This is a genomic window from Nocardiopsis codii (assembly GCF_036327455.1).
Lineage (GTDB): Bacteria > Actinomycetota > Actinomycetes > Streptosporangiales > Streptosporangiaceae > Nocardiopsis > Nocardiopsis codii.
On sequence record NZ_JAUZMY010000026.1, the window covers coordinates 84,648 to 104,479 of the forward strand.

Sequence of the window (19,832 nt, forward strand, 5' to 3'; positions counted from 1 at the left end):
GCGAGTCACCCGCGCGCCCGGCGTTTCCGCAGGTCAGAGCGATGTAGACCCCCCTACCCCCTGGGTGGGGTGCCGGGGGCCCACAATTCGGGCTTTGACCTGCGGTTATGTCGGAGTGTGTTGGGTGGTGGCGTTGGGTTACCCGGTGGTGATGGTGTGGTCGACGTGCCCGGGTTGGTAGCGGCGGTGCCAGTCGGTGATGTGGTCGACCCATGGTGTGGGCCTCTGCCCTCGGGCCCTGTGGGTCAGTACCTCATGGGGTGCTGTGACCATCACGACCGTTGCGCCTCGCTGCTTCCATTCGGCCCGTGTTCGCGGCTCGGGGGCGGAGTGGATGACCCAGGCGGCGCGCAGGTTGTGGTCTCCGTGGAGGAGCCGGGTGAGGATGGCGTCCCGTGCGTCGAGGGCGAACGGGGTCAGGGCTGGGGGTTGGTCGTGGTCGGCCCGGGTGGGGTGGGCGTTGACCGCCGTGTACAACGCGTCGAGGTCCACCACGAGGTCACCCGGTCGGGCGTGCTGGGTGACGTAGGTGTTCTTGCCGGCGCATGGGGGGCCGCACACGAGGGTGACCCGGTGGGCTCTCCCCGTTCGGTGTGCACACCGGTCACACCGTTGGGTTATGGTGCTGGTGGTGTTGGGGCATCCCGGGGTCGGGCAGGCGTGGCGCACCACAGGGGTTCCCTCCTGTCTCCCCGGGGGCGCGGAACGCGGTGGGGTGCGGGCCGGGTTGGTGCGGGGTGGTGTGGGGTGCCCTCCCCCGGTGGGTGGGGTACCCCCGGGGTGGGGCCTACCAGGGGGCGTGCCGGTACCAGCCCCCGGGTTGATACCGGGCGGTCTCCGAGGAGTGGCAGGAGTGGCACAGCCCGCGCCCGTACTCGGGGTTGTCGGGGTCGAGGCCCATGGCCACCAGCGTCTTGCGGTCCAACGGCCAGTGGTCGGCTTCGACGGCTTCGGCCTTCTTGCAGATGCGGCACTGGCGGTCGCGCTTCAACACCCCGGGGCGGAACCGTGTCCGGTGGGCGTGCCCGTACCCCTGGGCGGTGGAGTGGCCGCGGCGCTGCCTCAGGTTCCGGTTCGACCGTGTGCGGCACTCCCCACAGGTCGGTCTCCCCGGTCGGGCTTTCCCTTTACACCCGGGGGTCTTGCACGGCTGCTGGGGGCGGGCAGGCACCGGGCACCGTCCCTTCGTGTTCCAGTAGCGGAAACCGGTGGGATTCCCTACACTGATCGCGTTGGTGAAGCCCATCGCTAACACGGGTTGCTGGGTGCCGGAACACCCTGTGCAGAAGCAACCAGGACCGACACTAGGCAGACACAAGCCGTATCTTCAGCGAGTTCCTTCGGGGAACCTCTAGCAGTTTCCGGACTGCTCGCTGGAAGGTGCGGCTTTTTTCGTGGCCGGACAAGAGAAGAGAGAGGAGGTGACGCGTTTGAACTGGCTGGGCCCCGTGCTCCACGAGTGCGTGCGGGTGGTCCAAGGAGCACTGGAAAGCGGACCGAAGACCACCCGCCTGGCCTTCCTCATCCTCGTAGGAGGAGGAGTGACAGCCCTGGTACTGGCGGCAACCAGCATCAGGTAATAGTGCCAACAGCACTACATATCCGAATCCAGGATACGGGTCGCAGCGCCGGAATGGGTGCTGCGGCCCTCACCCATGCGGGATGGTCGGGTTGCGGTCACCCGAAGTGCGTGAACACCGAGGGCCTACGCGGGTCCCGGTGGTACATGACGGTGGGCGGCTCTTCGCAGCGCATGATGTCCGCGAGGGTGCGCCGCCGGACCTTCGGCAACTCCACCGTGGGCAGGCTGTCCGCCACCGTGTACACGTCACCGTGGAGGGGGCCGCCTTCGAGCACCACCCGGCGGCCGGGCACAGGCGGGGCAGGCGTCTCGGTCGCGGGTTCGATGTCCCGGGCGCCGGCCACACGCACAGCACCACGCCGGGCGGTCACCGGTTCACCTCCAGCACCCACCCGAAGAACCGGTACACGACGTACCCGGCCAGGAACGCCAGCGGGGCCACGACCAGGGCCATGATCAGCCCGCCCACCAGGTACCCCCAGTTGCCGCTGAGGAGAGAGATCGTGGTGAAGACCCCCAGGTAGCAGGTCGCTGCGGTGAGGTGGAGCTGGGCGTCTTCGCGGCTCACATGTCCTCCTCGGGGGTGTACCCGAACCGGTTCGGGTTGTCAGGGTTGCGGACGTACCGGTGCCTGGTTCCAGCGCCGAGCTGTTCCAGGCACCACACCTTCACCTCGGGAAGAACCGGGTCCACGTACACCCGGTACCCGTCGCACGGGCCACCCGACAGGACGTGTGTCTGCCGGTGCCCGTCAGGGGGCAGCGGGGCGCCGAGGCTTTCCAACTCCCGGTAGGCGCGTTCGTTCCAGTAGACGGGCTCCAACGCGAGCAGGATCGCGGGGACCAGGTCTCGGACGGGTTCGGGGCTGTGTAGCGGGGTGCCGTCGTTGAGTGCGGTCCACAGCCCGCCGTAGAGGGCCATGCGTTCGCTGCTGGTGAGGTGCAGCGCCCAGGAGGGTTGAGTGGGGAGGCGTTGAAGGTCAGCCATCAGGTCGGTTCCTCTCGGGCGAGAGCGTCCAGGTCGTCCGCCATACGACGAAGAGCCTGCGCGAGCGCTGGCCGGTGGTCCCCCGGTTTCAGGTAACCGGGCCGGTGCGGGTCCAGGACGAGCGGGACCCGGATCGGGTACCGGCCGAGCCGGAGCGGGAGGAGACGGCGTCCGAGGGTCACGTTGAACCGGCCGATGACGGTGTACGTCTCAGGGGGTCGGGCCATCAGGGGTTGGTCTCCTCCGTGGGGGTAGGAAGGGCGCCGCGTACCTGTACCCCCCCGGACAACACCGTCGAGGTACGCGTTCGTCTCGTCGTAGGTCAGTCCGCCACGCGACCGGTTCCCGACCACCACGTGGAAGTCGCGTCCGTCGAACACTTGCCGGCCGTTGAGGTAGGTTCTCCCGCCGTCGAGGTAGACGCGGATGCGGAGGCCGCTGTCGAGCTCTGCCACTGCCGCCGACCACCGAAGCCGGGAGAGCGGGTGCCAGTTGTTGTCGAAGCGGGGCCTGATTCCTCCGAAGTTGCCTTCGGTGTAGCGCTCCACCGTGGGTGGGGTGTAGTCCATGCCGGGGGTACGGAAGGGGGCTTGGGTGTACAGGGTGGCGATGTCGGTCGGCGGGGTCGTGTCCACGGTTCCGGTTCTCTCCGGCGCCGGGCTGTTGATCGTGCCGAGCCATGACCACCCGGGTTCGTCCGGGCCGGTGCCGAACGGGGCTGCCCACACTGGGCTGTGGTGCACGCTGGGCATCAGCTGTCCCTCTCGGTGAGGAGGAACGGGCCGATGCTCGCCGTGTCGGGGAGGGTCATCGTGACCTCCGGGCCGACCTCGGCCGGGGGTTGGTCGGGACCCCACTCGGGGGCACCGCCTTCCCTCACGCTCTCGGGTTGCGGGGCGGTGTCGTAGGCGGTGAAGCGGAACCCGCGTTCTGGGGTGCACTCGATGCTGTCGGGGTCGACGTGCCTGTACCTGGTGGTTCCGTCCGCCTGCTGGACTCGGATCATGGGGAACCGGGGGCCGAGGCGGATGGTGTCCGGCAGGTGGCCGGGGGTGCGCCACGCGGCGGGCACCGTGGGGTGGCCGGCGGTCACGGGCGGCTCCACAGGTAGGAGCCGTCGAGGAACGGGCCGATGTAGTGGACCGTCCGGGTGCGGGCCGCCTGAAGGGGCGCGTCGAGCAGTGGCCCACGGCGCTCCCGGGCGGACGGGCCCATGCCCTTCGGCTTCGGCCCCTTCCTGATGCCGGGCGTCGCGGGGGCGGGGTCCGTCGGGTAGAACACCATGCCGGCTCCGAGGCCCATCGGGGCAGGCTCGGTCTTTCCCAGGGCCTTGTCCCGGGTGGTGTCGACAGCAGCCAGGGCGTCCGGGTGCACGTCCAGAACCCAGTCCTTCGCGGCGGCCGTGGCCACCATCGACTCGGCGAGACCACGGGGGACGCCGGAGGCGCGCAGCTCCCGGTAGTACCCGGCGAACGTGCGGGCGGTGGTGTTCGGGGTGTCGGTCAAGGGGTGTCCTTCGCAGGGGTGCGGGCCGCGAACGCGTTCGTGAGCGCGGACAGGCGGCGGTACTTCTCCGGGGTGGTGTGGCCGTCCCACCGGCGGGCACGGCGGTCACTCATCGCGGGTGGCCACGAGCGTGAACGGGGGCGCGACCCCGGCCGAGTGGTACGCGGCGGCCTCCAATGCTGCCCGGACACGATCATCCGGTGACCAGTCGAGGTCCCGGGTGGTGTGCATCGACCCGGTCGCGAGACCCTGCCCGCACCCCACAGCGGCGTACCCGTCCGCGGGCTCCCCCACCTGGTAGTCGGCATCCACGGTGAACAGGCGGCCGTTCACCCCGACGAGGAACTGGCCGGTCTCCTCAACCCCGGAATCGACCCGGGCCCACCCCGCCGTCTTGAACGCGGAACGGAGGGCGTCCACGAAGGTCGTGCGCATGACCCGGTCCAGGTCGACGTCATCAGTAAGGGTGGGCGGGGTGAACCCGTACTGAAGGATCTGCCCCATACGAAACGACGTGGTGTACCCGATCGCCCACACGTCCGGGGTCTCCGCCTTCCCGGACTCCCGCTGCGGGAGCGTGAACACCTTCGGGTCGCGGCGGATCTCCAGGGTGTACCCGGCGACCGCTGCGGCGTCTCCGCCCAGGTGGACCCGTCCCTGGTGGGTTAGGCCAACGATCGCGGTCACGTTCCGGCCCCCGGCCTGGTGTCCTCGTCCAAGCCGCGGCCCTTGGTGCGCAGGCGGGGGTTGCACCGGCACGGGCCGGACGGGCGGCCCCGGCGGGCAATCCCCGCGTTCGCGCGGAACAGGACATCGTCCAGGGCGTTCAGGGCCAGGTCCTTGTCCGGGCCGTCCGGGACATGCGTGTTGATCAGGTGCGCGAAGCCGAATGCGCCACCCCGGACGGTCTCGTGGGCGGTGATCGCGTCGGGGGTGTTGGAGGGGTGGTACTTGTACCGGTGGTCGATGTCAGCGGGGCGCATGGGGGCCTCCCAGGGGTTTGGTGACTGTGGGTATACAAAAACCCCGGTAGGTCAGCGCCATACCGGGGCTTGCAACTACGGTCGGTTACACCTTGGCGTTCGCGCGGTGGAAGGCGTCCTCCAACGCGGCGCGCTCATCGGCGGGCAGCCGGTAGAACCCCGGCAGGGCCACTACCGCCAGCGGACCCGACAGGCCCAGTAGGGCGGTGCTGTCCCCTGCCGCGAGGATGAACCGGTCCGGGGAGTCGATCCGGTTCCGAATGAACTGGTCGTTCTTCCACCGTTCGGCCTCTTCCCGGCTCCCGGCCAGCACGACGATGCGCAACGGGTCCGGGCCGATGTTGCGGGGCTTGGCCGTGGAGATGGTGTCGAGGTCGGTCATGCCCATCGGGGCGGCGTGCCCCACCAGGTCCAGGGCCTCCTCACGGGTGAACCCCGCCTCCACCAGCTCATCCCGGTACCGGCCGAGCACGGACGCGGTACTCACCGGTCACCGTCCCTCTTCGGAGCCCCGACGAACGCGGACACCGCTACCTCGCTCACGAGCGCCGCAGCGACCATCGCGTGCGCCTGCACGTCGGTGAACCCCGCCTGGCGGGTCTGCTCGACCTGACCCCGAAGCACGGTGAGGACCGTACTCCAGTCCTCCTGGGCCTTGAACATCAACGCGGTGCGCGGGTCGGAGGGGAACCCCTCAGGTGGGGTGTCCGGGTTGGCCACAGTGGGCCTCCTGTCCGTTCCAGGGGTCGGGGTGGTGAATCATGAGGACCGGAGTCCCCCAAACGCCAGAAAGGCGAAGACCATGCGTGAAGACCTCAAAAAGGCCACCGCGATAGGCGGGTTCGTCGGCCTCCAGAAGGCGTTGGCCGCCGCCGAGACCGAACTGGCACCCACCGAAACCGTGAACGCGGCCGGCGCCGGGAACCTCGACGGGAAGGCGTGCGCGATCATCGCGACGAACCGCCGGGTGCTGTTCGTGTCCGCGGGCCTGTTCGGGCGCACCTCCACGTCCTCGGTGGTGCTTCCCGTTGCCGGGGTGGAGCGCGGCCGGGGGAAACTCACCCTGAACACCGCGGGGGGCGACCGGACGGTCCGGGTGATCTCCGGGGCGCGCGAGTTGGAGAAGGCGGTCCTCGACCCGGCCGGCGGTCCGGTGAAAACGTGGGTGGAGGCGTCCGAGGGGCAGACCCCGAAGGGCGCTGATCACCCGCTGGTGCAGAAGCCGTTGGCGACTCTGGCGAAGCAGCTCGACCAGGGGAAGATCACTCCGGAGGAGTACGCCGGGCGGCGGGCGGAGGTTCTTGCGCAGGTCGAGCATTTGGGGAAGTAGGTGGTGCCCCGGCCGAGCTCGACGCGCTCACCCCTGAGGAGCGTGGAGCTTCGAGGCCGGGGCACGTGTGGCGCCCAGCAAACATCAGCGCAGGCCGCGTGGTGTGGGTGTGGTGTGCCTGGTGGTCTGCTGGGCGAGTGTGTGGGGCCCGCACCGTCCCGCCGGGACTAGTGGACAGGGTGTGCGGTGCGGGCCGTGCGCGGCGGCCGAGTCCTGGTCTGCCCCAGGAAGTTCGGCCGCTACGGCTTCCGCTTCCCCTCTCAGGGGTGCGGTGTGTTCCCCTCGGCCAGTGAGGGCCGGGGTGGTCCCCCGCGCAGGGCTCGAACCTGCGGCCCGCCGGTTAAGAGCCGGCTGCTCTACCAATCTGAGCTAGCGGGGGTTGTTCCTGGAATCGTTCCTTCACAGCGTGTGAAGGCTGCTAATGTGAGATCGGCTAGAACACAACGGACCTCATAATCTGGTTCCGACCCCTGTCGTCTAGATCAGGGGGCGGGCTGGCTTCACGGCCAGTCGCTAAGTGCAGGTTCGGCCCCCTTGCCTTCGGACGAGGGGGCCGTTCCTGTTTCGTGGGCACACGGGGAGGGAGTTGAATCCCCAACGGCCGGTTTTGGAGACCGGTGCTCTACCAGTTGAGCTACCCGCATGGGTGTGTCACGCGGCGGCGAGGACCGGCTTGTGGGACCGGCCGCGTTCCCGAACGGCCTGCGCGATGGTGCGTAGGTCCGCGAGGGCGTACAGGTGGCGGCCCCGGTGGTCGTGTCCGGCGGGGCGAAGGTAGAACCGTTCGCCCGACGCGAGCTTGACGCCCCGGGACGTGTACACGTAGATCGCGGATGTGGTCTTGCCGAGGATGCGGGCGGCGTCGGCGGTGTCGACCTTGTCGCCGTGGATCAGGGGCAGGGGGTTCATGGGGTCTCCCGAAACGACGAATGCCCCCGCCGTTTTCCGGTCGAGGGCATACTTTCTCCGCTGACACTCACCTTACATGATCAACCGGGCCATGTCGAACGTGTGTTCGATCACACCGGTTCCATGATGGTCTCCAACTCCCGCGCCTCCGTCTCCTCCTGCTCCGCCGCCTCCACGAACCCGTTCGCCCGATCGTGCGCAGCCTTCACCAGATGGTCCTCGCGCCACGGGTCCGTAACGACGGCGTACACCTCGCCCAGGCCCACCCCCAACTCCCGGGCCACCCGAGGGTGGGTGACCCCGCACGCGACGGCGTGACGCACCATCCGCGCCCACATCACCGGATCGGTCTCACCGTCCGCCAACCAGCCAAGCGCGGCCGTGTACAGCGGCGGCTCATCCACGTCCGGCGTGGTGTCCTCGGTGTACAGCTCACCGAACTGCATGGCCTGACGCAAACGAGCCAGGAACTCCGGGTGGTCGGCCATGTCCACCTGCACACCCGGGTACCGGCCCGCGAGGTCCTTGCCGCGGGGCGCGGTGTCGCGGGGAATCACCCGCCACTGGGCCCAGTGCCCTTCCGGGGTGGCGAACTCCGGGCGGGAATCGGCTGCCATGAGCTTGTCGTCCACCCGTTCCGGGGCCGGGTCGAAGTAGTCGTGGAGCACACCGAGCCCGACCGGTGGGTTCCAGTCGACACGGTCTCCGCCGATGGAAGGCCCGTGCTGGTGGTAGAAGTACACGACCGTGTCGCTCGGGGTCTCAGGCATAGCTCTCCTCCAAGGTGTGGTTGGCCGGCCGCCCGGGTTGGACGGCCGGTGAACCCCTCAGAGGGGCGATGAGCGGGTGGTGGCCCCGTGGTGGTGACGCTACCGGGCGGGTCCGACACCCGCCCAGGGGCTCGGGGGCGGCCGGTGGTGGGCCGCCCCCCGGGTGGGGCTAGTGGACCCTCACGGGCTGCAACATGTGCCAGTACGGCGCGGACCCCATCCCCTCACCACCAGCGGTGATCATGACGATCTTGTCCGACGCGGTCAGATGCAACGCCACCGTGTCCTCGGCAGCGAACGCCCCGACCGCTTCCGCGAGGAACTTCGGGTTGAAGTGGACGGCCAGTCCCTCGCCCACCCCGGTCGTGTCAGCGGGGAACGTCGGCGCGATCACCCTTTCGATCTTCGGGGCGACCGCCACCGTGTCCGGGGAAACGATCACGCTCAACGACATGCCGCGGCCTTCAGCCGACGCGCCCAGGATGTTCGTGGCCTTGACGATGGCGGCAGCCAACTTCTGACGGTCCACGGTCACCGCCATGGGCGCGGACTCGGGGACGACCTTGTCCACCGCGATGACCTCCTGGTCGCTCGTGCGGGTGACCACGGTGACGGGGCCGCTGGACAGCATCACCCGGTCCTCGTGCACACCCACGGTGAGGGTGCCCGAGGGGAGGTGCTTGACGAGCTTGCGCAACAGGGCCGCTTCCACGAGCGCCTGCCCGGCGCGGATGCCCTGCTCGGGGATGTGGGCGCCGGGGATCTTCGCACGCGCCGCCCGATACCCGTCGGTGGCGGTCATGGTGAGCCCGGACCAGTCCGTGACCAGGTGGACGTTCGCGAAGACGGGGAGTGCGTCCGCTCCACCGGCGGCCGGTACGACCCGAGCGACCTCGGACACGAACCGGGCCGCGTCCACGGTGAGGGTGGGGGGTACCGCCATGTCGGGGAGCGGGTAGTCCTCCCGGGGAAGGTCGGTGAGGGGAAGGGTGTACCCGTCCACCGTGACGGTCGGCTTCCCGCTGTTGTGTGCCACGGTGACGTGCGCGGTGTCGGCTTTCTTCTTCGGGGTGCCCTTCGCGGTGGCGGCGAGCATCCCGACGAGTTCGGCGTGGTTGAGCAAGCACCGGCCCGGGTTCGTGACGGCCTGTTCCAGGGTGACGGTGATGGCGGTGTCGTAGTCGAACCCGGTCAACGTGAGGGTGCCGTCTTGGTGTCCTTCGAGGTGGACACCGGCCAGAACGGGGATGGCCGGGCGTTTGGCGATGGCGGTGCCTACGGTGGCGAGGGCTTCGGCGAGTTCACGGCGGGTGGTGGTGATCTCGAGTCCGGCGAGGGTGCGGAGGTCTTCGGGGGTGAGGGGGGCGGTGGTTACGGGGGTGCGGGTCATGGTGGGGCCTTTCTGGTGGTGGGGGCGGCTTCCCTTCCGCCTTCCGTTGCCTCTATTATTACACAAACTCTAACCTGTTTGCAAGTCGTGGACCGTGACACCGGAGGTTGGAACTGGGGGGCGGAGAGGGGGCCCGTGGCGGGCCCCCGGGGGGCGGGTTACCGCCTCATGTAGGCCCTGAGGGCCTGGGGGCCAGTGAGCCCCTGGGCGCGAGCGTGGTACTCCACCTCCACCCACAGGCCGTTGAGGTGGTCCCACGCGAGGTCGTCGCCGCGGAACGCCTCCTTCTGGGTCATCGTGTAGTTGGCGAGGGCGGCGATGAGGTTGCGCATGGTGGGCCTTTCGGTTGGGGTGGTGGGGGGCGGCTTCCCTTCCGCCCCCCGATGCCCTTATTATTGCACGAATCCTAACCGGAATGCAAGTCGTGTCGGAGGAAGCCATCCCCCACCGACACCCCCGGCCGGCCTCAACGAGCGTTCTCGTGCTCCTCCTTCCTGGCGCGGGCGTTCCGAGCCCCGAACGTTCCATCAACGCACACCACCCACCCACAGGTGTCGCACTGCACCCACCACACCGTAGGAACGGGCCGATCCCACTTCGTAGCCGGGGAACCGGTGACCTTGCGGACGGTGGCCTTGTGGCGTCTGTCGCTCATTGACATCCTTCCCGGACCGGGGTGGGGGCCAGTGGGTCCCGGCCCCCATGGGTGAGTTACGCGGCGAGGCGGGCGGCCATGTCGTCGGCGGACATGCGGCCGGTGATCTCGGTGTACGAGATGGTGTCCGTCCAGCTGTAGGGGTTGTCCGCCAACCGGTACACGCGTTTCCCGTCGACCCGGGCGCGGGCATGATCAAACCCGACCACCGCACCCACCGTCACCGTGTTCTTGTTAGCCGACTTGATCTCCCACCACATGCCGTCGCGGAACACGTAGTCGCCCTTCTTGAAGTCGGCCTTCCCCCACACCTTCGCCCCGGACTCGGTGAGCTCGGCCCGGTTCTCCGCGAGCTGTTCGGCGACCTCGGCCGCGCGCTCGGTGAGCTGGGCGACGTAGCCGGTGTTGCCCTCGGTCTCGGCATCGGCGAGCAGTCGGGTGATGCGGCGCCGCTCTGTCTCCAACCGGTCGATGCGGCGTTGGATCACCCCGGGGTCGTGCTTCTGCTCCTCCCGGCGCTTCGCGGCCTTGGCCTTCTGCTCCCAGTACTTCGCGGTGTCCTGGTTCTTGATGGCGCGGCGCATGTCGGCGTCGGCCCGTTCTTGGGCTCGGCGCGCGGGCTTTTCGGAGTGGTGGCCGACGAGGATGGGTTGTCCTCCGGCGAATCGGGCGGAGTGGGCGTCTCCGGCCTTGAAGGCGGCAGTGGCGCGGGCGCGGGCCTTGGCGGCGTACTCGTTGTATCGGTCGATGCGGTCGGCGGTGTGCGGGTTCATGGCGGGGTTCTCCTGTGGGGTGAGGTGGGGTGGTGGGGTCGGGCTTCCCTTCCCGACCGGGGTGGGGCCGGGGCCCTGGGGGTTAGACCGTCTTGACGGTGTGGGCTTCCCGGGGGTCGATCCCGGCCCGCGTGCACGCGGTTTCGACGGCTTCCCGGGCGTCCGCGACCCCGTACCGGCCGGTGCGGATGCGCTCGGGGTCCTGGTCGGCGTCCGCGAGGTCCAGGAGTTCGCAGGAGTTCAGGTACTCGTGCCAGGCGTCCTGGATGGCGTGGCGCTCGTCGTAGCTGAGGTTGTGCATGGGGGCCTTTCCGGGGGGTGGGGGCCGGTGGGTTCCGGCCCCCGAGGTGGGTGGGTTACCAGGTGAAGACGTAGGTGGAGGGGTTGACCTCGGTGATCATGCCGTTTTCGTAGGTCTCGGGGATGTTGTCGGTGGCGCAGTCGATCGCGGTGGTCGCCTTGTACCCGTAGTGGCCGTGCACGGTGACGGTGATGGTGCGGGTTCCAGTGGCGCGGGCTCGGCCGGTGCGCAGGCACGCGATGTACTGGTTGTAGCGGGTGGCGTCGGTCCAGTCGTAGGGGTCGGCGTTGTCGATGATGCGGTCGAAGGCCGCGGTGATGAGGTTGGCGATCTCGCGGGCGGTGGCGGCCATGTGGTCCTCCTGGTTGGTGGTGGGGGCGGGCTTCCCTTCCCGCTTCCCGATGTCTCTATTATTGCACGAACCCTAACCGAATTGCAAACCGAGGCCGAAGGGATACCGTCCCCCCGGCCCGGGGGGTGGGGGTTACACCTCCCACGCTTCAGAGGGGGTGGTGACCTCCCACTGCTCGTCGGGAGCGCCGCACTCACCGCACGCGCTGTAGCCTTCCGCCCGTGCTTCCTCGCACTCGGGGCAGAAGTCGTCTTCGAGCCCGATGAAGACGACGAGGATGGTGGCGATCGGGGCGGCGGTGAGGGTGGCGGCCATGGTGGAGTCCTTCCGGCGAGGGTTCGTGGTGGGTGTTGGTCGGGCTTCCCTTCCCTTCCAACACCCCTAATATTACACGAACTCTAACCAGACTGCAAGCCAGAAAGGGGGGTAAACCGGACTCTGTTCACACTGCCCCCATCTACCCCAGATGCGACACCGGCACCCACACCCCCGACGCCTCCCCGTCCACCACCACCCACACATGCGACCCCTCCAGCGCACCACCAGACGGCCACCACGGGCCCACCACCCACGGACGAACCTCCCCCACCGGAGGGCTCGTCACGCGCCCCCACTGCCCCACAGGGCCCGTCACACGCGCCCCAACCGGAAACCGGTCCCGCAACACCGGCACCCACAGGAACGCCCCACCGGCCCGCCACACCAACACCACCCCGTCACTGGCGAACCCGGCCGGGGCCCTCTCCTCCCCCGCCTCGGACACCAGCACCAGCCCCCGAACCGTCCACACGCTCCCATCACGGACCGCCCATACGTCACCCTCACGGGGCGGCCAGAACTCGGGCACCTCCGGCGCCTCCGAGGCGTGATCGACCATGGGCCGGTCGGTGATGTCGGCGAACTCCTCTGCGAACTCCAGCTCGGCATCCTCGCACTCCATCGCGAACCGGCACGTGTACCTCGCGGCTTCCAGTTCGGCGGCCCGGTAGTCGTCGCGGGCCTCGAACCATCCCCGGATCGCGGCGGCCTGGTCTCGGTCCTCCACCGGGCCGGGGGCCACGACGAGTTCGGTGGACAGTTGGAGGTCGGTGGCGGCGCGGTCGAGGTCGGCGTAGGCGGTGGCGGTGGTGTCGCGGGTGATGGTGGTGTACTCGGCGTGCATGCTGTCGTCGGTGCTCATGGCGGGGGCCTTTCTGGTGGTGGGTGGGGGCGCGGTTTCCCGTCCGCACCCCCTGGTCAGGTGGGTTAGAAGATCAGGGCAGTGAGCCGGTCAACGGCCTCAACCTCACGGGCGCGGGCCGTCGCCAGTGCCTCACGGGTGTTGGCCAGCTTCGCCGCGTCGGACGCCCGGCCGGTCTCGGTGTGCAGCGCGAGCAGGGCGGCTTCCCGGGCTTCCAGCGTTTCCAAGCGGGCCGTGTAGTAGCGCAGCTGCTCGGAAGCGACCTCGGCGGAGTCCCTGCGGCGGCCGGTGTACCGGCGGGGACGACCCTCCCGCTGGCGGGCCACGAACGCGGCGAACTCGTCTACCGGGATGAACTTCTGGGCCCGCTTGGGACCGAAGTGGACCAGCTTCGCGACCTCCGGGAAGTCGTCGTGACGGCGACGCCAGTTGGCCAGAGCACCGCTGGTGATTCCGGCGCGGCGGGCGGCCTCAGTGAAGCTCAGCAGCTCGTCATCGCGGCCAACGAACTCGGGGCGGGGGTATTCGATGTGGGCGGCGGGGGTGTTCGGCACGGTCGGGTCTTTCTGGTGGGCGGGGGCAGGCTTCCCTTCCCGCCCCCGGGGTGTTCGGTCGTGGGGGTTAGCCGAGTTCGACGGCGAGGACGACGTTCGTGCAGTCGCACCCGTAGCCCTCGACCGCCTCGGTCTTACAGCGGGGGCAGTCGTCGCGGTCGGCAGGGAGCTGGTCGACGTCCACGCCGAGCTTCGCCAGCTTGGAGAACACCGCGCCGTCCATCTGGTTGTGCTTGTGCAGGGCGGCCAGCTCGGCGTCACGGGCCGCGAGGTAGGCGGCACGGTTGGTGGGGGTGGGGTTGCGCCGCCAGATGGCGCGGTGCCAGAGGAACGTGGTGTGGGCGTTGAGGTAGGCGTAGCGGGCACCCTCGCGCTTGGTCCAGAGGGTGGAGTTGAGCAGGGAGTCGATGGACGGGGCGTAGGCGGGGGCGGTGGTCATGGGGTGGGGCCTTCCTGGTGCGGGGTGGGGTGTGGGGGCCGCCCCCGGGGCGGGCGGGGGCGGCCGGGCGGGTTACCAGTCGGCGCGGCCGGTGCGGTAGGCGCGGTTCTCGGCGCGGCGGCGGCGGCGCATCATGCGGGCGTTCTCGGCCTTGAGGGGGGTGCGGGAACCAGCGGTGCGGGGGCGGGTGCTGTTGCGGTGCTTGCGGGAGAAGGCTTCGTAGTCGTGCTGGGGGCGACGCTCGATGCCGGTCATGGTTCCTCCTGGTGGTCCGTTCGGGGTCTTCCCTCCCCCTTGCGATGTCTCTATTATTGCACGAACTCTAACCAGTTTGCAAGTCGGGGGAGGGAGGAATTCCCCCTCCCCCAAAGCCCCGCTACGCCCGAGCCAGACGCGACCACCGCGCCGCATCCAAGTAGGCCCGCCACACCCGCACCCGGTCCGTGGACTTCCCGGACTGCTCCGCGCGGGCCGCATAGTCGCGTGCCACCTTCGCCGCCAACATGGAGTTCCACACGAACGTGTCCACGTGAGACCGGTTCCCAACACGGCGACGCAGGTAGCGTTCGGTGTCGGCCATGATGTGCGCGTGCTGGCCGCAGGACACCTCATCCACGGTCGGGAACCGGTAGGGGGTGCCGACCTTGTCGATGATCACTTCGGCGGCCATCTCCGCCATGAGGCGGGCCACCAGGACCAGGGTGGACAGGGAGGTGTCGGGGGTGATTTTCATGCCGAACTCGTTGCCCTGGCTGCTGTTCTTGCTGCTCACTGTGGGGTCTCTCAGGTAGTGGTGGCGGGGGCGCGGCTTCCCTTCCGCGCCCCCGTTGGTGGGGTGGTGGATCAGCGGACGTTGAGGACGATCCGCGCCCGGTAGTCGGTGCGCCCCAGGGCGGGCCCCTGGTCGCCGTTGTCGAAGAAGTGGATGCCGCTCCCGGCGTCGATGAGGGCCTGACTGGCCTTGCTGCTCACGGCCCCAACCTCCGAGCAGGTGGCGACGGGGATGGTGATGATGGCGCGGCCTGCGGCGGCGAAGTAGCCGACCTGGACGCCAGAGACGGGGATGCCGAGGGCGATGGCGAGGAGGGTGGCCAGCTTGGTCTCAACGGCGAGGCGGGTGGTGTCTGCGGTGGTCATGGTGGCCATGTCGGGTCCTTCCGGTGGGTGTCGGTGGGGCTTCCCTTCCCCGCCCTGACATGACCATTATTGCACGAACTCTAACCAGACTGCAAATTCGGGGGCATGAAAAAAGAGGAGGCCGGCCCGAAGACCAACCCCCTCAACACCACATCACTCCCCCCGCGACCCCTTCCGCTCCACCAATCCAGCGTGCAACTCCTCCACCCGGCGCCGCTCCCACACCTCAACCTCACCACCAGGCCCCGACACCACCTCCCCGGCCGGCCAGTGCCCGCGGTACTCCCTCCACCACTGCTGCTCCTCCGTCAACCCCAGGTACGCCTTCACCTGCTCACGGGTCAGCCGATCGTGAGGAGACCCCACCGGCTCCGGCAACCCCTTCGCCGCCCGACGCACCCTCTCCAGCCCCTCGAACGGGAACAGGGCCGCCCGGCCGCGCTTCAACGGCTTCCCGTCCTCCCCCACCGCTGGGTCCGGCCAGATCTCCTTGAACTTGACCCGCCACCGGTTCTTCACCGTGGCCGGGGAGACCCCTATGTGCTTGGCGTACTCGTCCATCGTCACGTTCTCGGCCGGGGTCTCCGGGGTTTCCACCCGGGCCTTGTCCTCGGCGTGCACCAGGTCCAGGGCGTCGAGCGGATACAGCATCGCCCCGGGCCCGGTCGTCCGACTCGCAGCCTGGCCAACCGGCTCGGGCCACAGCGCCGGGTGCCGGTTGATCCAACGCCTCACCTGCGTCTCGTCGAGGTGGCGCAGCTTCGCGAATCCCGCGATGGTGGTTATGCCGCGGGCGTGGTCGAGCTCGTCGGGGTCGTAGGTGGGTTGTCCGGCCTTGGTTCCGGCGGGTTCGGGGAGGGCGTCGGGGTTGTCGGCGAACTCGGCGAGGAGGTTCGCGGGGTCGAGTTGGAGGGTGCGGGCGTAGTCGATGAGGGTCAAGGGCTGTATCATGGGTCTTTCCAAACGGTTGATGGTTTGCGCGAGCGAGCGGTCATGGTTTTGGTGGTAGGGGCGGCCACTCTTCCCGTTTCCGGGCCTTGGCCTGGTCTTCGACGCCTAGCGTCGCAGGGGCCGCCCCGCTTCTGCTTCAACGCCCGCCTCCCGGATTCCGGGGGCGGGCGTTTCGCGTATCTGGCCTGGTCAGAGGGTCAGTTCCTCCAGGGTGTCGGGGACCCCCATGTCCTCGGGGCCGATGCCCATGAACGCGACGACGGCGCGCGTGCGGGCCTGGGATTCGGTGATGTAGTGGCGGCGTTCGGCGTTGGAGCCGTCCACGCCGTGGATCGCGTCGGTGAGGGCCTGGTCGGCCATCTTGATGATGTCGGCGGGGAGGTTCTGGGTGTACAGGTCGGTGTCGCGGATCGCGGTGAGGGTGTCGGCGGCGGTGTTCTCGGTGCCGGTGGTGAGGTGGGGGATGCGGATGGGGGTGGGGAGGGTGGCCAGCATGTCCCGGATGGTGTCGTAGAGGGTGCCCCAGAGCCAGGTGAGGCGGTCGGCCTCGGTGTCGGTGTGGCGGTCGCTGGCGGCCCAGGGGTTGGGGTTCATGGTGGTGGTGCTCCTGTTCGTGCGGGGTGTTGGGCTTCCCTCCCAACACCCCCAACACTACACGAACCCTAACCAGTTAGCAAGTTGGGGGTGGGGCCCCGAACACCCGCCCGGGGCCCCTCAGATCAACCCCGGACCGTCCAACGCTCCCCGTCGACCAGCCGCTTCAGCCCGGAGTGGACCGGGCCCATCGCGTCCTCGAACGCGCCCTCCCGCCACGGGGCAGCCATCTGCCGGTAGAGGGCGAAGGCGTCAGCCGCCAGCACCCACCGGCGGGCCACGTCCTCCAGTCCCACGGTGAGGGACCAGGCGTTGCCGGTGTCCAGGTCGGCGAGGTCGCCCACCGCGTTCCAGACCCGCCCCTGCCAGTGGTGGATGTCGGCGTGGAGGTCGGCGTGGGTGGTGTCGCCGATGCGGATGTCGACGCGGGCGAATGCGGCGGCGACGAGTCCGAGGGTGGTGTGGAGGTCGTCGTGCATCTCGCGGGCTATGGTCTCGCTCAAGGTGGTGCCTTTCTGGTGGTTGGTGTCGGGCTTCCCTTCCCGACGAACACCATTATTGCACGAACCATAACCGATTTGCAAGATGGGGTTAGGCCGAAACCCGCTCCACCGGAACCCAACCCGCCGGCGACAACGCCCAACGCCGATCCGCCACCTCACCCAACGGCACACCCGACCGCGTCAACCACCCAGCCGGCACCTCCAACGGGGCCTCCTGGGTGTACTCCACCCCCGCTGACTCCCCGTACAGCTTCGCGACCGCCGCCCCCTCGGGGCCTACAACGCGGGACACCCGGAACACGTCAGTACTCATGGACTCCATGATACGCCGCAAACCCCCACCCAGCAGGCCCTCACGCCCACCGTGCGGCGAGCTGGCCGTCACACCCGACCAGGGTCTCACCACAACGCGCCCTGCCCCGGATTCCGCTCCCGCCACGCCCGCACATCCGCGAACAACCCCGGGTCCCACCCCCGCAACGCCACCCTCTCCAACGTCCGCGCCCGCGTGTTCGCCAACCTCGGGTACATCAACCCCAGGTGCACCGCTGGCGGGTCGTCCAGGTACTCCCCCCACATGCACCCTTCCGCGTGCGGACACAGGTCCACGTTGTTGTTGCAGTGGGTGCACAGCATCCCCCGGATCAGCCCGGTGAACGGGTCATGGTCCATGAACGCCAATCCCCCACCCCCGCATACCGAACACCCGAACCCGGCCTGCTCAGCAACCCGCCACCGCTCGCGGGTCTTCGGGCTCGACATGTCCACCCACTCCGGCCACCGAAGGATCGAATCCTGGGCCCAGCAGCGTTCCGCCCACGGCACGAGGTCAGCGTGCACCGGCTCCCCCGCCGGCTGCACCTGCCACGAAACCGTGCGCTGCCGCAGGCGCTTCTCCGCGGTCTTCCACACGTAGGTGTCCTTGTGCGCCCACGGCCCGCCCTCCGGGGACGCGGCGGCCTCCTCGGTGCACACGATGCCGGTGTTCTCGTGCCACAGGTGGTGGCGGCCGTCGTCGCCGAGGACCGCCCCCGTGTACGTGGACGGCCCGCGCGGGTAGACCGGGCAGGGCCGGGCCGTCCACTCGGGCATGTGCTCAGCCGCCTCGTCCCGGGTGAAGTCGCGGGCGATCCGCCACAGCAGGGTTCGTTGCCGGTCGGGTGACAAGGCGTCGAGCCCGTGCGGGGTCAGGGTCGGGTCTGCGGGCTGCCGCATCCGGTGTTCGAAGTAGCGCACCCCACCAGGATCACCCCGGGAGGAGACAGTTCCAGGTGGCGGGGAGCTGCGTGTCGCACCCCGGGCACAGCCACGCCACCAACTCCGGCGGGTCCAACACCGTCCCGACCGTCTCCACCGGAACCGCACCCGCGTGGTCACACACCACCCGCGGACCGGCCGCCTTCCCCCGGTCGGCCACCCTCCGGCCCCGCACCCGGTCCATGGCCGCCCACGTGGCCGCCCCCACCATCCCGTCCGCCCGCAGGTCGTGCACCGTCTGCCACATGACCACCGCCCGGTAGGTGCCCGCCCCGAAGACACCGTCCGCACCCCCGGACCCCACGTCATGCCCGGCCCACATCAGGTCCTCTTGGAGCGCGCGAACCTCGTCCCCGTGATCACCCCACCGGAGCCCCGCCGTGGTGGTGCGGGCCATCATCCCCACGCCCCGTACCGGTCGATCTCCTGCTGGCGGGCGATCGTCACCCCGTTCATCTCGGCGGTCTCCACGACATCGGGGACCCGGCCGCCGATCGAGGACCAGCGGACGCGGGCGCCGGGCACTTCGGCGGGGACAGCTTCGGTGACGGCGGCGGCGATGTCGGTGCGCAGCTCCTCCGTGACCGGCCCGTCCCGATCGGGAAGGTCGACGGTGAACACCACGCGGACCTTCACCCGGCCACCCCCAGCAGCGGGCCCGCCACACCAGCCAGCTCCCCGGTCAACTGCCGGTACTCGTCCTCACCCAGCACGTACCCGCACATGCAGGTGGCCCCGTCCTTCCCGGCCTCCCGGGTCACTCCCGCCGGGATGTGGCAGGACGGGCACACCACCGGCACCACGTACTTCGCGGGCTGCTTGCCCCCGGCCCGGTCGGCACGCCGGTGGAGGTCAAGGAGGTCCAGGCCGGCGTCCAGGCCGCCGCGTTCGTCGTGGGTGCCGTGGATGGCCGTCCACTCCATGGGCAGATCGGTCAACACCACCACCTTCGCGGCCAGGAGGGTGCACGCCTGGTCCACACGGGCGGCCCGGTGCGCCCACGACACCCGGGGGGCAGGGCCCATGCCCAACACCTGGCGGACACGGTCCTCGTAGGCGGCGACGGTCGTCTCGATCTCGGTCAGCAACGCGTCCAGGTCCTCGCGGACAGGGATGCTGGGGTTGACCCGGGAGGTGTGCACCCGAACGTCGTCGTCAGCCGCAGTGCGCTGGATGCCGTACTGCTCGCGCAGCTCCCGGTAGACGGTGGGCAGGTCACGGATACGGTCCGCGATGTGGCCGGCGCACGGGTCGCAGAACGTGTGGGGGGTGCGGGCGGGGTGCTTCTCGTGGGTGTCGGGGTCGATGGTGACCTGGGCGCAGCGGTGGCCGCGCCCGCACGGGTACAGGGTGACGGTCAACGCCCCTCCTCCTCGGTGTGCTCCTTCGCGGCCTGGTCGGCTTCCTCGCGTTGCCGTTTCTCACGCCGGGCCCGCGCCTTCTCCTGCTCCTCCCGCGCCTCCTGTTCCTCCGCCTCCCGGACGGCGGAGGCCTGCGTGTTCAGCCGGTCCCGGTGGGCGATGGCCCGTGCTGGGGTGGTGTGCACCCCGTAGGGGACGGGTTTGGGGGTTGTGGTCTCGGTGACGTCGTAGACGGTGTGGAGGGTGGGGGTGTGCAGGTGCTCGGGGAGGGTGCGGGTGCGGGTGTGGGTGTGACCCCGGGCCGGGACTGATGCACCC

General features: G+C 69.5%; 36 protein-coding genes and 2 tRNA genes. 2 read left to right on the plus strand and 36 right to left on the minus strand.

Going from position 1 to position 19,832, the window contains the following annotated elements; all coding sequences use genetic code 11:
• Positions 1-138 precede the first annotated feature (138 nt).
• Both Q8791_RS23530 and Q8791_RS23535 read right to left on the minus strand, forming a co-directional pair.
• Positions 139-561 (minus strand): hypothetical protein, encoded by a 423-nt coding sequence (locus Q8791_RS23530; protein WP_330093962.1) that lies wholly within the window; start codon positions 559-561, stop codon positions 139-141.
• A gap of 226 nt (positions 562-787) precedes the next feature.
• Positions 788-994 (minus strand): hypothetical protein, encoded by a 207-nt coding sequence (locus tag Q8791_RS23535; RefSeq protein ID WP_330093963.1) that lies wholly within the window; start codon positions 992-994, stop codon positions 788-790.
• Between the two features lie 427 nt (positions 995-1,421).
• Here Q8791_RS23535 and Q8791_RS23540 point away from each other — a divergent pair, with 427 nt between their 5' ends.
• Positions 1,422-1,580 carry a hypothetical protein gene (locus tag Q8791_RS23540; protein ID WP_330093964.1) on the plus strand — a complete coding sequence of 53 codons (159 nt, stop codon included), beginning with the start codon at positions 1,422-1,424 and terminating at the stop codon, positions 1,578-1,580.
• 97 nt (positions 1,581-1,677) lie between these two features.
• Here the strand turns inward: Q8791_RS23540 and Q8791_RS23545 are convergent, their stop codons facing one another.
• The 10 genes from Q8791_RS23545 to Q8791_RS23590 all read right to left on the minus strand — a co-directional run bounded on the left by Q8791_RS23545 (position 1,678) and on the right by Q8791_RS23590 (position 5,778).
• On the minus strand, positions 1,678-1,953 hold the full coding sequence (locus tag Q8791_RS23545) for a hypothetical protein (RefSeq protein WP_330093965.1): 276 nt from the start codon (positions 1,951-1,953) through the stop codon (positions 1,678-1,680).
• Positions 1,950-2,150, minus strand: a complete 201-nt coding sequence (locus Q8791_RS23550) for a hypothetical protein (RefSeq protein WP_330093966.1) — start codon at positions 2,148-2,150, stop codon at positions 1,950-1,952. Before Q8791_RS23550 ends, Q8791_RS23545 begins: the two co-directional genes overlap by 4 nt.
• The gene (locus Q8791_RS23555; protein ID WP_330093967.1) at positions 2,147-2,569 is read right to left on the minus strand and encodes a hypothetical protein; all 423 of its coding nucleotides are present in this window, start codon (positions 2,567-2,569) and stop codon (positions 2,147-2,149) included. The genes Q8791_RS23550 and Q8791_RS23555 overlap by 4 nt, the downstream gene beginning before the upstream one ends.
• Positions 2,569-3,321 carry a hypothetical protein gene (locus tag Q8791_RS23560; RefSeq protein WP_330093968.1) on the minus strand — a complete coding sequence of 251 codons (753 nt, stop codon included), beginning with the start codon at positions 3,319-3,321 and terminating at the stop codon, positions 2,569-2,571. Before Q8791_RS23560 ends, Q8791_RS23555 begins: the two co-directional genes overlap by 1 nt.
• The gene (locus Q8791_RS23565) at positions 3,321-3,662 is read right to left on the minus strand and encodes a hypothetical protein (protein WP_330093969.1); all 342 of its coding nucleotides are present in this window, start codon (positions 3,660-3,662) and stop codon (positions 3,321-3,323) included. Before Q8791_RS23565 ends, Q8791_RS23560 begins: the two co-directional genes overlap by 1 nt.
• Positions 3,659-4,075: a hypothetical protein gene (locus Q8791_RS23570; RefSeq protein ID WP_330093970.1), complete on the minus strand. Its 417-nt coding sequence runs from the start codon at positions 4,073-4,075 to the stop codon at positions 3,659-3,661. The genes Q8791_RS23565 and Q8791_RS23570 overlap by 4 nt, the downstream gene beginning before the upstream one ends.
• A 105-nt stretch (positions 4,076-4,180) precedes the next feature.
• Positions 4,181-4,762: a hypothetical protein gene (locus tag Q8791_RS23575; RefSeq protein WP_330093971.1), complete on the minus strand. Its 582-nt coding sequence runs from the start codon at positions 4,760-4,762 to the stop codon at positions 4,181-4,183.
• The gene (locus tag Q8791_RS23580; RefSeq protein WP_330093972.1) at positions 4,759-5,058 is read right to left on the minus strand and encodes an Acb2/Tad1 domain-containing protein; all 300 of its coding nucleotides are present in this window, start codon (positions 5,056-5,058) and stop codon (positions 4,759-4,761) included. The genes Q8791_RS23575 and Q8791_RS23580 overlap by 4 nt, the downstream gene beginning before the upstream one ends.
• A gap of 85 nt (positions 5,059-5,143) precedes the next feature.
• Positions 5,144-5,545, minus strand: a complete 402-nt coding sequence (locus Q8791_RS23585; RefSeq protein ID WP_330093973.1) for a hypothetical protein — start codon at positions 5,543-5,545, stop codon at positions 5,144-5,146.
• The gene (locus Q8791_RS23590) at positions 5,542-5,778 is read right to left on the minus strand and encodes a hypothetical protein (RefSeq protein WP_330093974.1); all 237 of its coding nucleotides are present in this window, start codon (positions 5,776-5,778) and stop codon (positions 5,542-5,544) included. The genes Q8791_RS23585 and Q8791_RS23590 overlap by 4 nt, the downstream gene beginning before the upstream one ends.
• A gap of 82 nt (positions 5,779-5,860) precedes the next feature.
• On the opposite strand from Q8791_RS23590, the gene Q8791_RS23595 reads away from it, so the two are divergent.
• Positions 5,861-6,388: a gas vesicle protein GvpG gene (locus Q8791_RS23595; protein ID WP_330093975.1), complete on the plus strand. Its 528-nt coding sequence runs from the start codon at positions 5,861-5,863 to the stop codon at positions 6,386-6,388.
• Positions 6,389-6,690: 302 nt separating this feature from the next.
• Here Q8791_RS23595 and Q8791_RS23600 read toward each other — a convergent pair.
• The 24 genes from Q8791_RS23600 to Q8791_RS23715 form a co-directional block, all read right to left on the minus strand.
• Positions 6,691-6,767, minus strand: a tRNA-Lys gene (locus Q8791_RS23600).
• 192 nt (positions 6,768-6,959) lie between these two features.
• Positions 6,960-7,032 (minus strand) — tRNA-Trp (locus tag Q8791_RS23605).
• Between the two features lie 7 nt (positions 7,033-7,039).
• Complete coding sequence (locus Q8791_RS23610) at positions 7,040-7,297, minus strand: hypothetical protein (protein ID WP_330093976.1); 258 nt, start codon at positions 7,295-7,297, stop codon at positions 7,040-7,042.
• 110 nt (positions 7,298-7,407) lie between these two features.
• Positions 7,408-8,067, minus strand: a complete 660-nt coding sequence (locus Q8791_RS23615; RefSeq protein ID WP_330093977.1) for a hypothetical protein — start codon at positions 8,065-8,067, stop codon at positions 7,408-7,410.
• 169 nt (positions 8,068-8,236) lie between these two features.
• Positions 8,237-9,457, minus strand: a complete 1,221-nt coding sequence (locus tag Q8791_RS23620; protein ID WP_330093978.1) for a DNA polymerase III subunit beta — start codon at positions 9,455-9,457, stop codon at positions 8,237-8,239.
• A 158-nt stretch (positions 9,458-9,615) separates the two neighbouring features.
• Positions 9,616-9,789 carry a hypothetical protein gene (locus Q8791_RS23625; protein WP_330093979.1) on the minus strand — a complete coding sequence of 58 codons (174 nt, stop codon included), beginning with the start codon at positions 9,787-9,789 and terminating at the stop codon, positions 9,616-9,618.
• Positions 9,790-10,168: 379 nt separating this feature from the next.
• Positions 10,169-10,885 carry a DUF3560 domain-containing protein gene (locus tag Q8791_RS23630; RefSeq protein ID WP_330093980.1) on the minus strand — a complete coding sequence of 239 codons (717 nt, stop codon included), beginning with the start codon at positions 10,883-10,885 and terminating at the stop codon, positions 10,169-10,171.
• An 82-nt stretch (positions 10,886-10,967) separates the two neighbouring features.
• On the minus strand, positions 10,968-11,186 hold the full coding sequence (locus Q8791_RS23635; protein ID WP_330093981.1) for a hypothetical protein: 219 nt from the start codon (positions 11,184-11,186) through the stop codon (positions 10,968-10,970).
• A gap of 55 nt (positions 11,187-11,241) precedes the next feature.
• Positions 11,242-11,538: a hypothetical protein gene (locus Q8791_RS23640; protein ID WP_330093982.1), complete on the minus strand. Its 297-nt coding sequence runs from the start codon at positions 11,536-11,538 to the stop codon at positions 11,242-11,244.
• Positions 11,539-11,670: 132 nt separating this feature from the next.
• Positions 11,671-11,853 carry a hypothetical protein gene (locus tag Q8791_RS23645; protein WP_330093983.1) on the minus strand — a complete coding sequence of 61 codons (183 nt, stop codon included), beginning with the start codon at positions 11,851-11,853 and terminating at the stop codon, positions 11,671-11,673.
• A 142-nt stretch (positions 11,854-11,995) separates the two neighbouring features.
• Positions 11,996-12,718 (minus strand): hypothetical protein, encoded by a 723-nt coding sequence (locus Q8791_RS23650; protein ID WP_330093984.1) that lies wholly within the window; start codon positions 12,716-12,718, stop codon positions 11,996-11,998.
• Between the two features lie 65 nt (positions 12,719-12,783).
• Positions 12,784-13,272 carry a hypothetical protein gene (locus Q8791_RS23655; protein ID WP_330093985.1) on the minus strand — a complete coding sequence of 163 codons (489 nt, stop codon included), beginning with the start codon at positions 13,270-13,272 and terminating at the stop codon, positions 12,784-12,786.
• Between the two features lie 67 nt (positions 13,273-13,339).
• Positions 13,340-13,711 (minus strand): hypothetical protein, encoded by a 372-nt coding sequence (locus Q8791_RS23660; RefSeq protein WP_330093986.1) that lies wholly within the window; start codon positions 13,709-13,711, stop codon positions 13,340-13,342.
• Positions 13,712-13,783: 72 nt separating this feature from the next.
• Positions 13,784-13,966: a hypothetical protein gene (locus Q8791_RS23665; protein ID WP_330093987.1), complete on the minus strand. Its 183-nt coding sequence runs from the start codon at positions 13,964-13,966 to the stop codon at positions 13,784-13,786.
• Positions 13,967-14,087: 121 nt separating this feature from the next.
• Complete coding sequence (locus Q8791_RS23670; RefSeq protein ID WP_330093988.1) at positions 14,088-14,483, minus strand: hypothetical protein; 396 nt, start codon at positions 14,481-14,483, stop codon at positions 14,088-14,090.
• 71 nt (positions 14,484-14,554) lie between these two features.
• Positions 14,555-14,857 carry a hypothetical protein gene (locus Q8791_RS23675; RefSeq protein ID WP_330093989.1) on the minus strand — a complete coding sequence of 101 codons (303 nt, stop codon included), beginning with the start codon at positions 14,855-14,857 and terminating at the stop codon, positions 14,555-14,557.
• A 144-nt stretch (positions 14,858-15,001) separates the two neighbouring features.
• Positions 15,002-15,799, minus strand: coding sequence for a hypothetical protein (locus Q8791_RS23680; protein ID WP_330093990.1), 798 nt, complete (start codon positions 15,797-15,799; stop codon positions 15,002-15,004).
• Between the two features lie 189 nt (positions 15,800-15,988).
• Positions 15,989-16,393 (minus strand): hypothetical protein, encoded by a 405-nt coding sequence (locus Q8791_RS23685; RefSeq protein ID WP_330093991.1) that lies wholly within the window; start codon positions 16,391-16,393, stop codon positions 15,989-15,991.
• A 125-nt stretch (positions 16,394-16,518) separates the two neighbouring features.
• Positions 16,519-16,896 (minus strand): hypothetical protein, encoded by a 378-nt coding sequence (locus Q8791_RS23690; RefSeq protein ID WP_330093992.1) that lies wholly within the window; start codon positions 16,894-16,896, stop codon positions 16,519-16,521.
• Between the two features lie 399 nt (positions 16,897-17,295).
• Positions 17,296-18,132 (minus strand): endonuclease domain-containing protein, encoded by an 837-nt coding sequence (locus Q8791_RS23695; RefSeq protein WP_330093993.1) that lies wholly within the window; start codon positions 18,130-18,132, stop codon positions 17,296-17,298.
• Positions 18,133-18,142: 10 nt separating this feature from the next.
• A complete protein-coding gene (locus Q8791_RS23700) occupies positions 18,143-18,553 on the minus strand; it encodes a peptidoglycan-binding domain-containing protein (protein ID WP_330093994.1) in 411 nt (136 codons plus the stop codon).
• Entirely contained in the window at positions 18,550-18,789 is a 240-nt protein-coding gene (locus Q8791_RS23705) for a hypothetical protein (RefSeq protein ID WP_330093995.1), read from the minus strand. Before Q8791_RS23705 ends, Q8791_RS23700 begins: the two co-directional genes overlap by 4 nt.
• Positions 18,786-19,514 (minus strand): hypothetical protein, encoded by a 729-nt coding sequence (locus tag Q8791_RS23710; RefSeq protein ID WP_330093996.1) that lies wholly within the window; start codon positions 19,512-19,514, stop codon positions 18,786-18,788. The genes Q8791_RS23705 and Q8791_RS23710 overlap by 4 nt, the downstream gene beginning before the upstream one ends.
• Positions 19,511-19,832, minus strand: a 322-nt coding sequence (locus Q8791_RS23715; RefSeq protein ID WP_330093997.1) for a hypothetical protein, incomplete at its 5' end; no start/stop codon positions are given. The genes Q8791_RS23715 and Q8791_RS23710, both read right to left, overlap by 4 nt.

Excerpts from the sequence above, each read along its gene's own strand:
- Q8791_RS23675 (WP_330093989.1), bottom strand. The coding sequence starts at position 14,857 with ATGGCCACCATGACCACCGCAGACACCACCCGCCTCGCCGTTGAGACC.
- Q8791_RS23685 (WP_330093991.1), bottom strand. The coding sequence starts at position 16,393 with ATGAACCCCAACCCCTGGGCCGCCAGCGACCGCCACACCGACACCGAG.
- Q8791_RS23680 (WP_330093990.1), bottom strand. The coding sequence starts at position 15,799 with ATGATACAGCCCTTGACCCTCATCGACTACGCCCGCACCCTCCAACTC.
- Q8791_RS23625 (WP_330093979.1), bottom strand. The coding sequence starts at position 9,789 with ATGCGCAACCTCATCGCCGCCCTCGCCAACTACACGATGACCCAGAAG.
- Q8791_RS23645 (WP_330093983.1), bottom strand. The coding sequence starts at position 11,853 with ATGGCCGCCACCCTCACCGCCGCCCCGATCGCCACCATCCTCGTCGTC.
- Q8791_RS23650 (WP_330093984.1), bottom strand. The coding sequence starts at position 12,718 with ATGAGCACCGACGACAGCATGCACGCCGAGTACACCACCATCACCCGC.
- Q8791_RS23660 (WP_330093986.1), bottom strand. The coding sequence starts at position 13,711 with ATGACCACCGCCCCCGCCTACGCCCCGTCCATCGACTCCCTGCTCAAC.
- Q8791_RS23630 (WP_330093980.1), bottom strand. The coding sequence starts at position 10,885 with ATGAACCCGCACACCGCCGACCGCATCGACCGATACAACGAGTACGCC.
- Q8791_RS23555 (WP_330093967.1), bottom strand. The coding sequence starts at position 2,569 with ATGGCTGACCTTCAACGCCTCCCCACTCAACCCTCCTGGGCGCTGCAC.
- Q8791_RS23610 (WP_330093976.1), bottom strand. The coding sequence starts at position 7,297 with ATGAACCCCCTGCCCCTGATCCACGGCGACAAGGTCGACACCGCCGAC.
- Q8791_RS23665 (WP_330093987.1), bottom strand. The coding sequence starts at position 13,966 with ATGACCGGCATCGAGCGTCGCCCCCAGCACGACTACGAAGCCTTCTCC.
- Q8791_RS23620 (WP_330093978.1), bottom strand. The coding sequence starts at position 9,457 with ATGACCCGCACCCCCGTAACCACCGCCCCCCTCACCCCCGAAGACCTC.
- Q8791_RS23640 (WP_330093982.1), bottom strand. The coding sequence starts at position 11,538 with ATGGCCGCCACCGCCCGCGAGATCGCCAACCTCATCACCGCGGCCTTC.
- Q8791_RS23700 (WP_330093994.1), bottom strand. The coding sequence starts at position 18,553 with ATGATGGCCCGCACCACCACGGCGGGGCTCCGGTGGGGTGATCACGGG.
- Q8791_RS23560 (WP_330093968.1), bottom strand. The coding sequence starts at position 3,321 with ATGCCCAGCGTGCACCACAGCCCAGTGTGGGCAGCCCCGTTCGGCACC.
- Q8791_RS23595 (WP_330093975.1), top strand. The coding sequence starts at position 5,861 with ATGCGTGAAGACCTCAAAAAGGCCACCGCGATAGGCGGGTTCGTCGGC.
- Q8791_RS23615 (WP_330093977.1), bottom strand. The coding sequence starts at position 8,067 with ATGCCTGAGACCCCGAGCGACACGGTCGTGTACTTCTACCACCAGCAC.
- Q8791_RS23635 (WP_330093981.1), bottom strand. The coding sequence starts at position 11,186 with ATGCACAACCTCAGCTACGACGAGCGCCACGCCATCCAGGACGCCTGG.
- Q8791_RS23580 (WP_330093972.1), bottom strand. The coding sequence starts at position 5,058 with ATGCGCCCCGCTGACATCGACCACCGGTACAAGTACCACCCCTCCAAC.